Here is a 12,659-nt window from a genome sequence, read left to right on the forward strand (position 1 = left end):
AAAACGAAAACAGGCGCACCTTGCCACGGGGTGTGCCGGATTGGAAAGGAAAAACGTGAAGATTGCAATTCTGCCGGGCGACGGTATCGGTCCGGAAATCATGAATGAAGCCGTTCGGGTTCTGAATGCGCTGGATGAAAATTTCGAAATGGAGTGGGCGGATGTCGGCGGTGCCGGTTATGCAGCGCATGGTCATCCCTTGCCGGATTCCACCCTGAAACTGGCGAAGGAAGCCGATGCGATTCTGTTTGGTGCCGTCGGTGATTTCAAATACGACACGCTGGAACGTTCCCTTCGCCCGGAACAGGCCATTTTGGGATTGCGCAAGAATCTGAAATTGTTCGCCAATCTCCGTCCGGCCATTCTCTATCCGGAACTGGCCGGCGCTTCCACACTGAAACCGGAAGTCGTGTCGGGGCTGGATCTCCTGATCGTCCGCGAGCTGACAGGCGATATCTATTTCGGGCAGCCGCGGGGGCATCGTACGGCGCCGGACGGCCCTTTCAAGGGCGCTCGCGAGGGGTTCGATACCATGCGTTATTCCGAACCGGAAATCCGCCGTATCGCCCATGTCGGTTTCCAGACGGCACAGAAACGCAACAAGCGTCTGACGTCTGTTGACAAGGCCAATGTTCTGGAAACATCCCAGCTCTGGCGCGAAATCGTGATCGATGTCTCGAAGGATTATCCGGACGTCAAGCTGGATCATATGTATGTGGACAATGCCGCCATGCAGCTGGTGCGCGCTCCGAAGGAGCTGGATGTCATTTTGACCGGAAACATTTTCGGCGATATCCTCTCCGATGCCGCCGCCATGCTGACCGGTTCCATCGGCATGTTGCCATCCGCTTCGCTGGATGAAAACAACAAGGGACTTTACGAACCGTCGCACGGTTCCGCACCGGATATCGCCGGCAAGGGAATCGCCAATCCGCTGGCACAGATTCTGTCTGCCGCCATGATGCTCCGCTATTCGCTGAATATGGGCGAACAGGCCGATCGTATCGAGAAAGCGGTCAAGAAAGTCCTGGCTGACGGATTGCGTACAGGCGACATTTATGAAGACGGTACGAAGCGTGTCGGAACGAAAGAAATGGGCGATGCCGTAGTCGCGGCACTGTGAGACGCTTGGAGATGGACTGGATCGGGTAAAGAAGATGAAACTGGTAGGATTGATAGGCTGGCGGGGCATGGTCGGTTCCGTGCTGATGCAGCGCATGCAGGAAGAAAACGATTTTGATTTGTTCGAACCCGTTTTCTTCACTACGTCGAATGTCGGAGGCATGGCACCTGCGATGGCGAAAAACGAAACTGTCCTGAAAGATGCTTTTCGTGTCGATGAACTGAAAAAATGCGATATCCTGATATCCTGCCAGGGCGGCGATTATACGGCGGACATGTTCCCGAAACTGCGTTCGGCCGGCTGGAACGGTTACTGGATCGATGCCGCTTCCAAGTTGCGCATGAATGACGATGCACTGATCGTTCTCGATCCGGTCAACCGCAAGGTGATCGATGAAGGTTTGGCGAAAGGTGTCAGAAACTTTATCGGCGGGAACTGTACGGTTTCCTGCATGCTGATGGGATTGGGCGGCCTTTTCGAGCAGGATCTGGTCGAATGGATGACGTCGATGACCTATCAGGCCGCCTCGGGTGGCGGGGCGCAGCACATGCGTGAATTGCTGACCCAGTTCGGATCCATTCATGCCGAAGTCCGGGTGAATCTGGACGATCCGGCCTCTGCCATTCTCGACATCGATCGTCAGGTGCTGGCACGCCAGCGTGGCATGACGCCGGACGAAACGAAACAGTTCGGCGTTCCTCTGGCTGGCAATCTGATTCCCTGGATCGATACCGATCTGGGTAACGGGATGTCACGTGAGGAGTGGAAAGGTGGTGCCGAAACGAACAAGATTCTGGGAAGAAACGACGGGAACTGGGTTGTCGTCGATGGCCTTTGCGTTCGGATCGGTGCCATGCGCTGCCATTCCCAGGCATTGACCATCAAGTTGAAAAAAGACGTTCCGCTGGATGAAATCGGGGATATACTGAAAAGCCACAATCCCTGGGCGAAAGTGGTTCCGAATACCCGTGAGGATTCCGTCCGCGATCTGACGCCCGCTGCCATATCGGGCAGTCTGACCGTCCCGGTCGGGCGTTTGCGCAAGCTCGGCATGGGAGGCGAATATCTTTCTGCTTTCACGGTCGGGGACCAGTTGTTGTGGGGGGCTGCCGAACCGTTGCGTCGCATGTTGCGTATCATTCTGGAGTGATCCGTTATCTGTCCGAACCGGTGTTTTCATCCGGAAGTATCCGGTTGTGACGGCAGACGGAGACACTATCCGGCACGATATGAAAACGGGCAGAATTTCCTGCCCGTTTTCTTTGTCGGGCGCACACAGGGACAGGCTAGCGTTTTTTCATGTTCGGCCCGAGCCAGATGACGAATGCGGCGATGGCAAACGCCAGGCTGCTGTACAGCATGATGTCGTTTGTGGCCAGCATGACGCTTTGACTGGTGGCGAGCTGGTTAATGATGCTTCGTGCGGTTTCGGCATTCATGCAGGAGTCGATGAGGTCGCGGAAACAGGTTCCGGATGCGTCGATCAGTACCGAACGCTGTTCGTGTTTGTAATCGGTCTGGTTTCATTATGCGGTATTGGTTGGTGATTTCTGTTTCAAGGTCAATCTGTCATGAAAAAAAATCGTCATGAATGCAAGTAGAAAGGCGGTCGTTTTGATTGGCAAGAATTGCTGTTGTGGTGAAAGTATTAACCGGAAAGAACCGGATTGATTGCAGACAAGTAAAATAACGGCCTAATGGATAAATGGATGGAAAGGAATGAAGCGGATTGCGTTGGGGATCGAGTATGACGGTACCGGCTGGCGGGGATGGCAGACGCAGCCGGATGGCATGACCGTTCAGGATCAGCTTGAGGCAGCGATCCGGCAATTTACACGGATATCGATTGCAACAACCTGTGCCGGGCGGACCGATGCGGGTGTCCATGCTTCCGAGCAGGTCGTACATCTCGATACCGGTCTTGACCGTTTGCCGGTTTCATGGGTGCGCGGTATCAATTCCTATCTGCCGGCATCGATTGCCGTTCGATGGGCCTGTGAAGTTCCGGGGGGAAAGACGGATTCCATGCCCGTTCCAGTGCGGTGGCCCGCCGGTACCGTTATCTCATATACAACAGTCCGGTCCGCTCGCCGTTATGGAAAAACCGGGCGGGATGGGTTTTTCGTCCTCTCGATTGTGCCCTGATGCGGAAAGGGGCAGCGTTTTTGCTTGGCGAGCATGATTTTTCCGCATTCAGGGCGGCGGAATGCCAGTCGATTACTCCGGTCAAAACCATGAATCACATCGGTATCGAAAGACAGGGTGACCTGATCGTTTTCACTTTCGAAGCAAATGCATTCCTGCATCACATGATCCGCAATATCATCGGTTCGCTGATCGAGGTCGGCAAGGACAATCAGCCGCCGGAATGGATCGGGAAGCTGCTGGACGGTCGGGACAGGTCGAAAGCCGCACCGACATTCATGCCGGACGGGCTTTATCTGTCGCGTGTGTTCTATGAGAATAAGTGGGGATTGCCGCAACGCGGGGATGTGTTTCCATGACCGGTATTTTTTGCTGGAATACAATATATTATTTAACTGACCTATCGTGACTCGTACCCGAATCAAAATCTGCGGACTGACGCGGGAGGAAGATGTCCGAACGGCGGTCGAAGCCGGTGCGGATGCGCTGGGATTTGTTTTCTATCCGGGAAGTCCCCGCTTCGTCCCGGCCGCCAGGGCGGCGTCACTTGCTTCGGCTCTTCCCGCTTTCGTTTCGGCAGTCGGCCTTTTCGTCAATGCGAAAACCGCCGATGTGGCGGAAACGTCGCGGCAGGTTCGTTTGTCGCTTTTGCAGTTTCATGGAGACGAAACGCCCGGACAGTGTCACGAAGCGGCTGTTGCGTCCAACCTGCCTTTTATCAGGGTTTTTCGTGTCAGGACGGATACAACGGCCGATGATTTGTTACAATGTGAAAGGATTTATCGCGATGCCAGTCCGTTTTTCAAGGGGTTGTTGCTGGATACCTTTACGGATGCCTATGGCGGAGCGGGAAAGGTTTTCAATTGGTCTCTCGTGTCAAAAGAAATCGGGCCTCGGGTCGTTTTGAGTGGTGGCTTGAGCGCGCAAAATGTCGCTGGTGCGATTGCGCAGCTGCGCCCGTTTGCCGTTGACATCAGCAGTGGTGTCGAAGCGGCACGCGGCATCAAGGATGCCGGGAAAATCCATGCGTTCATCCAGGCTGTCCGAAAGGCGGATGAAAGGATCTGAGCAGGATAACCGGTAATCGGTCCGTTTTGTGCAGATGGCTGTGCCATTGGCATTACAAGAGAGATTTTCATGAAAGAGAAAGACTGTTGCAGCGCTTCTGATGCGCTGTTTGAAGCATCCGGATACCGTTTGCCGGATGAACATGGCCATTTCGGTCCTTACGGCGGCATTTTCGTTTCCGAAACACTGATTCACGCGCTGGACGAACTGAATCAGGCTTATGCCCGTTACAAGAACGATCCCGGTTTTCTGGCCGAGTTCCGCTATGAATTGAAACATTTTGTGGGGCGGCCGTCTCCGGTTTATCATGCCTCACGCTGGTCGGATATGCTGGGGGGGGGCACAGATTTATCTGAAGCGGGAAGATCTGAACCATACAGGGGCCCACAAGATCAACAATGTCATCGGTCAGGCGCTTTTGGCGAAACGGATGGGCAAGAAACGCATCATCGCGGAAACCGGTGCCGGGCAGCACGGTGTGGCAACTGCGACGATCTGTGCCCGTTTCGGTCTGGAATGCCATGTTTACATGGGGAGTGAGGATGTCGAGCGTCAGGCACAGAATGTTTACCGGATGAAACTTCTCGGCGCATCGGTCGTGCCGGTCGAGTCCGGTTCCAAAACGCTGAAAGATGCATTGAACGAGGCCATGCGCGACTGGGTAGCCAATGTCGAAACGACTTTTTATATTATCGGTACCGTCGCCGGACCACATCCCTATCCGATGATGGTGCGTGATTTCCAGTCGGTCATCGGAGAAGAATGTCTTGTCCAGATGCCTGAACTGGCCGGGCGGCAACCGGATGTCATCGTTGCCTGTGTCGGTGGCGGGTCCAATGCCATGGGCATTTTCTATCCCTATATCGATCACAAGGATGTCAGGCTGGTCGGAGCGGAAGCGGCCGGCGAGGGAATCGCGACGGGACATCATGCCGCTTCGCTGAACGGCGGCACGCCGGGGGTTCTGCATGGCAACCGTACTTATCTGCTTCAGGATGAGGATGGTCAGATCATCGATACCTGTTCCGTATCGGCCGGTCTCGATTATCCGGGGGTCGGACCTGAACATGCCTGGCTGAAGGATTGTGGACGGGCGACTTACGTCGGTATCGATGACGATGAGGCGCTTGCCGCCTTTCACGATTGCTGCCGGATCGAGGGAATCATCCCGGCTCTTGAATCGAGCCATGCGCTGGCCTATGCGGTAAAGCTGGCGCCGACCCTGCCGAAAGACAAAATAATTCTGGTCAATCTCTCCGGACGCGGTGACAAGGATATGCATACCGTCGCTTTGCGGGCCGGAATCAAATGGTAGTCCGTTTTCCGGGATGAAAATGGCCGTCAACCGAATTTGAAGAACAGGATTTATTATGTCACGCATACAACAAACATTCGATTTGCTGAAAAAACAGAACAGAAAGGGACTGATTCCCTTTATTACAGCCGGGTTCCCCGAACCGGATCTGACCGTTTCCCTGATGCATGCGCTGGTGGAAGGCGGCGCGGATATCATCGAGCTGGGTGTTCCGTTCTCGGATCCGATGGCCGATGGCCCCGTTATTCAGGATGCGTCGGAAGTGGCGCTTGAAAAAGGCATGACCCTGAAAAAAGTGCTGGATATTGTCGGAACGTTCCGTACCCGCAACCGGAACACACCGGTCGTTTTGATGGGATATGCCAATCCGATTGAGCGGATGGGGCCGGAAATTTTTGTCGACAGGGCCGCTGAAAAAGGGGTGGATGGCGTTCTGGTCGTCGATTACCCTCCTGAAGAAGGTGCCGGTTTCGCAAAGGCGCTGAAAGCAAAGGGCATGGATATGATTTTCCTGCTTGCGCCGACTTCGACGGATGAACGTATCGGGAAAATCGGTAAAATGGCTGGCGGTTATATTTATTATGTTTCCCTGAAAGGAGTGACCGGTTCGGGCAATCTGGATGTCGCGGAGGTAACTTCCCGCATTGAAAAAATCAGAAAATACGTTACTATTCCGGTTGGTGTCGGTTTCGGTATCCGGGATGCGGAGACAGCCAGGGCGCTTGGCGCGACGGCTGACGCGGTCGTGATCGGCAGTCGTATCATACAGGAGTTGGACAGAGCGGAACCTGAAAATGCGGTGGGAGCCGTCAGGACGTTTCTGGCGGAGATTCGCAAAGCACTGGACGAATGACGTCATAAAGGTTATAAAGTCGTCCAGCGAATGGCGAAATCGCCGATTGGAATTAATGCAAGATAAAGGACAGAAGCAGGCCATCGTTTCAAAGCGATGGCCTGTTTGATCAGGAGATTTTATGAGTTGGCTTGACAAGTTGCTTCCCCCGAGAATTCAGCATCAGACGAATCCCAGGAGGGTCGTACCGGAGGGACTGTGGGTCAAGTGCCCGTCATGCGAGGCTGTTTTGTACCGGACCGATCTGGAATCGAATGCGCATGTCTGTCCAAAATGCAGCCATCATATGCGGATTCGCGCACGGGACCGCTTGAATGTGCTGCTCGATCCGGAAGGACGATATGACGTCGGCCATACGGCGGTGCCGTATGATTCCCTGAAATTTAGGGACAGCAAAAAATACCCGGATCGTTTGAAAGCGGCGGAAAAAGCGACGGGGGAAACGGATGCCCTGATCGTCGTCGGCGGCTCCATCAAATCCCTGCCGGTTGTCGTGGCCTGTTTCGAATTCGAATTCATGGGAGGTTCCATGGGGTCGGTTGTCGGAGAACGCTTCGTACGCGGTGTCAAGGAGGCGATGGCAAGGAAAGTCCCGTTTATCTGCATTACCGCCAGTGGCGGCGCCCGCATGCAGGAAGGGCTGCTTTCCCTGATGCAAATGGCGAAAACCAACATGATTTTGACCCGTCTGGCGGAAGAGAAACTGCCTTTCATTTCCGTTCTGACTGATCCGACAATGGGTGGAGTGTCCGCTTCTTTCGCGTTTATGGGCGATATCGTGCTGGCAGAACCGAAAGCCCTGGTCGGTTTTGCCGGACCCCGTGTGATTGAGAATACCGTGCGCGAAAAATTGCCGGAAGGATTCCAGCGGTCCGAGTTTCTGATGAAAAAAGGCGCAGTTGACCGGATTGTCGATCGCAGGGAACTGAGAGAAGAACTTTCCCATTTGCTGGCCATGTTGCAGGGCAGACCGACCGAGTCGGTTTCCTGAAAATTCATGGCATGATTTGAAACGTCTGTTTTGCGCAGGCAGGACGACGTTTCGGTTAGGTTTTTTTCTATCGTTTTCATGATGGTATCAGGCAAAATGGGTGGGCAAAATAGTGGGATACCGCATCGTTTACTGGCGGAATGGACGCGTCTTGCAGAAAGTATGCATCCCAAAAATATCGACATGGGGCTCGAAAGAATCCGGATCGTGAAGGAACGTCTTGGTATCCGCTTCGACTGTCCGGTCGTGATCGTCGGCGGAACGAACGGCAAGGGATCGACCTGTGCCATGTTGCAGACGATCTGGAAAGAGGCCGGTTATCGTGTCGGCCTGTATACATCTCCTCATATCCACCGTTTCAACGAACGGATAAGAGTTGACGGGGAAATGGCCGATGACGAAACGCTTGTCGGATGTTTTGAAGTCGTCGAGGCTGCACGTGGCGATGTGGCGCTGACTTTTTTCGAGTTCACGACACTGGTTGCCCTCAGACTGTTTGCCGAAGCGAAACCGGATGCCGTTGTGCTGGAAGTCGGGCTGGGCGGCCGTCTGGATGCCGTTAACCTGATCGATGCCGATGTGGCTGTCGTGACGAATGTCGCCATCGATCATGTCGAATATCTGGGGGATACCCGCGAAAAGATCGGTTTCGAGAAAGCCGGGATATACCGTCGTGGCCGCGTCGCTTTTTATGGCGATACCAGTCCCCCGCATGCACTGGTCGGGCATGCGCTCGAAACGGGAGCCGATCTCAGGATATTCGGGAGGGATTATTTCTGCCGGATGCATGACGGAAAATGGGATTATGTCGGAAGGAAGACTCTTGCAGAGTTGCCTTCTCCATCGCTGTACGGCGATAACCAGATCCATAATGCCACGACGGTTCTGGCGGTTGTCGAAGCATTGCAGTCCCGCCTGCCGGTTGCATCCGACGCTATCAGGCGGGGGCTTGCTCATACCGAATTGCCGGGACGTTTCCAGATTTTGCAAGACAGGCCCCAAATCATTCTGGATGTGGCGCACAATCCGCATGCTGCAGCCGTGCTGGCGAAGAACCTGAAAAAAACGAAGCCGTCCGGTATGACACATGCCGTATTCGGTGCCATGGCAGACAAGGATATCGATGGTGTCATTGCCCTGATGAAAGACTGTATCGACCGGTGGTATCTGACCGATCTCCCGTTGCCACGTGCGGCGAGTGCGGAAGTTCTGAGACAGAAACTGGCGGCGGCGGGTATCGGACAGGGCAAGGACAGCCAGTGCATATCCGTCTATCACCATGCAGCGGATGCTTTGGCGAGCGCAAAGAATAATGCCCTGAAAAATGATAGAATAGTGGCATTCGGATCGTTTTGGGTCGTCACGGGGGTCACGGAAAACAGTGACCTGAACTCTCCCACCAACCATCATTGATTGCATGAGCCGTTTTTCCTTTTTTCGCTGGGGCAAGTCGAAGTCCGATGCAGACAGGTCATCCGGGGACAGTGGTCGTTTTGTGGCGGATAGCGTGGACAGAAAAAAAGTTCCGGAACAGAACAGTTCCAGCGATCCCCATTTGCCGGAAAAGAAAAGGGCACGGCGACGTCTTGTCGGATCGGTCACGCTGGTTCTGGCCGCAATCATCGTGTTGCCCATGATCTTCGAATCGAAACCCAAACAGGCGACGCCTGATCTGTTGATCGATATTCCATCCAGAGACAAATCGTTGCAAACGGCGGCCAACAGCCAGGCAGTGACGTCTTCCGCCGATGTCGCAGGGGCAGCGGATGTGCCTGCTTCGTCTGGACAGTCGCCGGCCGATGGTATTGCGCCGGTTTCCCGACCGGAGCAGGATGCCGGGCAGGCAGCAACTCCGGCACAGACAGCCGTTTCCGTGAAAGACGATACCGTTTCACCGGTACAGGAAAAGCCTTCTGCCGTACAGGACCAGGAAAAGGATTTGCAGTGGAAGGCGGCGGAAAAACAGGCCAGAGCGGAAAAAGAAAAACAGCTGAAGGCCGAAAAAGCGCGGCAGGAGAAGGCAAAAGCGGATGAGGACGCCGATCCGATCGGGAAAATGATCGCAGACAAGAACAATGCTTCCGCCAAATCCGATAAACAGATGATTCAGGTCGCTGCACTGGCATCACAGCAAAAAGTGACGGAATTGCAGGCACGTCTTTCTAAAGCGGGAATCCGCTCCCATACACAGAAAGTGAAAGCGAAAAACGGGGAAGAACGAATTCGTGTCAGGGTCGGGCCGTTTTCAAGCAGAGGCGAAGTGGACAGTGTCTGTTCGAAACTGAAAGCGATGGGATTGTCCTGTACGCTGGTATCGAATTGATGTAGGCGGGAACCGTGTTTTGACAGCTTTCGATTATATTTTGCTGGTTTTGCTGATCGGTTCGATGCTGATCAGCCTGACGCGCGGGCTTGTCAAGGAAGTCATTTCCCTGGTCAGCTGGATCGTCGCGTTTTATGTGGCGATCAATTACGGGGAAGTGCTGGAACCGTGGTTGCCGCATGCGATTTCAGGTGACGTGTTGAGGGTGATCGTCGCGTTTGTCGTGCTTTTTATCGGAACGCGGATTGTCATGATGTTTCTGGCAAAGCTGGCAAGTCTGGTGCTCCGCGCCAGCGGACTGACGTTTATGGACCGGTTTTTGGGGGCCCTTTTCGGTTTGGCCAAAGGCGCGCTGATCGCATTGGCGCTGGTACTGGTTTGCGGTATGACGCGGATCCCCCAGCAGCCGTTCTGGAGGAATGCGATGTTTTCTCCGATGGCTGAGGCGGCAGCGAGAACGGTCATGCCGTATCTGCCGGGTTATTTCGTGGAATACATTCATTATTGAGTCGATGTATTTATGCAGTTTTCGTTTTTCTTAATTTTTGATTGAGGAGTCCACCATGTGTGGCATCGTTGGTATCGTTTCCCAAACCCCTGTCAACCAGCTGATTTACGATGCATTGCAACTCCTGCAACATCGTGGTCAGGATGCTGCAGGTATCGCAACCTGCAATAACGGCAAATTCGCCATGTTCAAGGCGAACGGTCTGGTCAGGGACGTTTTCCGTACCCGTAACATGCGCGCTCTCCCGGGAACCTGCGGGATCGGCCATGTCCGTTATCCGACAGCCGGTTCCGCCAAGAACGAGGAGGAAGCGCAGCCTTTTTACGTCAATGCCCCTTTCGGCATTACATTCGCTCATAACGGCAATCTGACCAATTGTGAGCAGCTGAAAGGCGAAATGTTCAAAAATGACCGTCGCCACATCAATACCAGTTCGGACTCGGAAGTCCTGCTGAACGTGCTGGCACACGAAATGCAGGAAGCGACAAACGGTTATTCTCTGGATCCTGCCGCACTTTTCCGTGCCGTTTCCGTTCTCCACAAACGGGTTCGTGGTGCCTATGCCGCTGTCGCCCATATTGCCGGTTACGGAATTCTGGCTTTCCGCGATCCTTACGGCATCCGTCCTCTTTGTATCGGGTTCGCGGAAACGGATGCCGGAACGGAATATATGGTGGCCAGCGAATCGGTCGCACTGGAAGGACTCGGATTCCGTTTTCTGCGGGATGTCATGCCGGGTGAAGCGATTTTCATCGATACGGACGGCAATCTGTACAACCAGCAGTGTGCTGAAAATCCGAGTCTGAATCCCTGCATCTTCGAATATGTCTATCTGGCCCGTCCCGATTCCCTGATCGATGGGGCGTCGGTTTACGCCACCCGCCTGAAAATGGGCGAGCATCTGGCCGACAAGATCAAGCGTGAAATTCCGACCGGAGATATCGATGTGGTCATGCCGATTCCGGATTCTTCGCGGCCGGCGGCCATTCAGCTTGCCTTGAAGCTGGGCATCGAGTATCGCGAAGGCCTCATCAAGAACCGTTATATCGGCCGGACGTTTATCATGCCGGGACAGGCTGTCCGCAAGCGTTCCGTCCGCCAGAAACTGAATACGATCGGCTCCGAATTCAAGGGAAAAAGTGTTTTGCTGGTTGACGATTCCATTGTACGCGGTACGACTTGCAAGGAAATCGTCCAGATGGTGCGTGAAGCCGGTGCATCCAAGGTGGTTTTCGCATCCGCCGCTCCTCCGGTCAAATTCCCGAACGTTTATGGTATCGATATGCCGACTCGTGAGGAATTGATCGCTTATGGTCGTACCGACGAACAGGTCCGTCAGGAAATGACGGCCGACGCACTCGTTTATCAGGATCTGGATGCCCTGAAACAGTCGGTGACCGATGTCAATCCGGCATTGAGACATTTCGAAGCGTCCTGTTTCGACGGGATGTATATTACCGGGGATGTTTCGGCCGATTATCTCAACCGGCTGGAATATGAACGCAAACATTCGGTACCGGTACCGGAAGATACTGTCAAAAACCAGTTGAATCTTTCTCTGGCAACAGCTGAGTAAACGGGGTGGTCTGCAAAAAGCCTGATGCCGCGCAGGTGGCGTCAGGCTTTATTATCCGTGTTGACGGGAGATGGCCGGGATGACCGGCCGGTTTCTGTTCTCCATTGAATTTCCGGTGTCGGACAGTATTTAAAATAACGATATGTTTTTATCCGATTGGACAGACGGGCGATGAACAAGGCTTTTACAAAAGAAACGGATAACGATGATGAACTGGAAACGGGTGCTCCGGCGCTTCCGGCCGGGTTCAAGAACTACATTACTCCTGCCGGCCTGAAGAAGCTGAAGGATGAATTACTGGAACTGATCGACAGGGAAAGGCCGCAGGTTGTCCAGACGGTTTCATGGGCGGCGTCCAATGGCGACCGCTCCGAGAACGGGGACTATATTTACGGCAAGCGCCGGCTTCGTGAAATCGACCGCCGTATCCGTTTTCTGGTCAAGCGGATCGAGGCGGCGGAAGAGTTCGATCCGAGCATCCACTATGGCAATGACCAGATCTTTTTCGGTGCGACAGTGACCTATGAACGGGAAAACGGCGAAGAAAACACGGTGACCATTGTCGGTATCGATGAATTCGATCCGCTTCAGGGAAAGATCAGCTGGATTTCTCCAATGGCGAAGACGCTTATCAAGGCACGGGAAGGCGATACGGTGACTTTGCACACGCCCGGTGGCATCGAGGAACTGGTCATTCTGGAAGTCCAATATCCGAAGCCGGAATGAACGACCGGTATGGGTCGCGGTATCCGGGGAA

At 54.0% G+C, this 12,659-nt stretch carries 11 protein-coding genes and 2 pseudogenes; 12 read left to right on the forward strand and 1 reads right to left on the reverse strand.

All coding sequences use genetic code 11. The annotated features are described in order from the left end of the window. Window positions 1-55: 55 nt before the first annotated feature. Both leuB and asd read left to right on the forward strand, forming a co-directional pair. Window positions 56-1,123: a 3-isopropylmalate dehydrogenase gene (leuB, locus tag NB647_RS03280; RefSeq protein WP_269265144.1), complete on the forward strand. Its 1,068-nt coding sequence runs from the start codon at window positions 56-58 to the stop codon at window positions 1,121-1,123. A 34-nt stretch (window positions 1,124-1,157) separates the two neighbouring features. Then, window positions 1,158-2,273, forward strand: coding sequence for an aspartate-semialdehyde dehydrogenase (asd, locus tag NB647_RS03285; protein WP_269284156.1), 1,116 nt, complete (start codon window positions 1,158-1,160; stop codon window positions 2,271-2,273). A gap of 136 nt (window positions 2,274-2,409) precedes the next feature. Here asd and NB647_RS03290 read toward each other — a convergent pair whose 3' ends face one another. Next, window positions 2,410-2,562, reverse strand: a complete 153-nt coding sequence (locus NB647_RS03290) for a hypothetical protein (RefSeq protein WP_269284158.1) — start codon at window positions 2,560-2,562, stop codon at window positions 2,410-2,412. Between the two features lie 280 nt (window positions 2,563-2,842). Here NB647_RS03290 and truA point away from each other — a divergent pair. The 10 genes and pseudogenes from truA to greB all read left to right on the forward strand — a co-directional run bounded on the left by truA (window position 2,843) and on the right by greB (window position 12,628). After that, window positions 2,843-3,627 (forward strand): annotated as a pseudogene (truA, locus tag NB647_RS03295) (tRNA pseudouridine(38-40) synthase TruA). A 46-nt stretch (window positions 3,628-3,673) separates the two neighbouring features. Beyond that, window positions 3,674-4,336 (forward strand): phosphoribosylanthranilate isomerase, encoded by a 663-nt coding sequence (locus NB647_RS03300; RefSeq protein ID WP_269265147.1) that lies wholly within the window; start codon window positions 3,674-3,676, stop codon window positions 4,334-4,336. Between the two features lie 69 nt (window positions 4,337-4,405). Further along, window positions 4,406-5,651 (forward strand): annotated as a pseudogene (gene trpB, locus NB647_RS03305) (tryptophan synthase subunit beta). A 55-nt stretch (window positions 5,652-5,706) separates the two neighbouring features. Then, window positions 5,707-6,504, forward strand: a complete 798-nt coding sequence (gene trpA / locus NB647_RS03310) for a tryptophan synthase subunit alpha (protein ID WP_269284160.1) — start codon at window positions 5,707-5,709, stop codon at window positions 6,502-6,504. 121 nt (window positions 6,505-6,625) lie between these two features. Next, window positions 6,626-7,495: an acetyl-CoA carboxylase, carboxyltransferase subunit beta gene (accD, locus tag NB647_RS03315; RefSeq protein ID WP_269265152.1), complete on the forward strand. Its 870-nt coding sequence runs from the start codon at window positions 6,626-6,628 to the stop codon at window positions 7,493-7,495. A 96-nt stretch (window positions 7,496-7,591) separates the two neighbouring features. Further along, a complete protein-coding gene (gene folC / locus NB647_RS03320) occupies window positions 7,592-8,908 on the forward strand; it encodes a bifunctional tetrahydrofolate synthase/dihydrofolate synthase (protein ID WP_269284164.1) in 1,317 nt (438 codons plus the stop codon). A gap of 94 nt (window positions 8,909-9,002) precedes the next feature. After that, on the forward strand, window positions 9,003-9,818 hold the full coding sequence (locus tag NB647_RS03325) for an SPOR domain-containing protein (RefSeq protein ID WP_269284166.1): 816 nt from the start codon (window positions 9,003-9,005) through the stop codon (window positions 9,816-9,818). A gap of 19 nt (window positions 9,819-9,837) precedes the next feature. After that, a complete protein-coding gene (locus NB647_RS03330; RefSeq protein WP_269265155.1) occupies window positions 9,838-10,326 on the forward strand; it encodes a CvpA family protein in 489 nt (162 codons plus the stop codon). Window positions 10,327-10,381: 55 nt separating this feature from the next. Beyond that, window positions 10,382-11,902, forward strand: coding sequence for an amidophosphoribosyltransferase (gene purF, locus NB647_RS03335; RefSeq protein ID WP_269265156.1), 1,521 nt, complete (start codon window positions 10,382-10,384; stop codon window positions 11,900-11,902). Between the two features lie 171 nt (window positions 11,903-12,073). Then, window positions 12,074-12,628 carry a transcription elongation factor GreB gene (gene greB, locus NB647_RS03340; RefSeq protein ID WP_269265157.1) on the forward strand — a complete coding sequence of 185 codons (555 nt, stop codon included), beginning with the start codon at window positions 12,074-12,076 and terminating at the stop codon, window positions 12,626-12,628. Window positions 12,629-12,659: the final 31 nt, after the last annotated feature.

Source organism: Oxalobacter aliiformigenes (genome assembly GCF_027116575.1).
Lineage (GTDB): Bacteria > Pseudomonadota > Gammaproteobacteria > Burkholderiales > Burkholderiaceae_D > Oxalobacter > Oxalobacter aliiformigenes.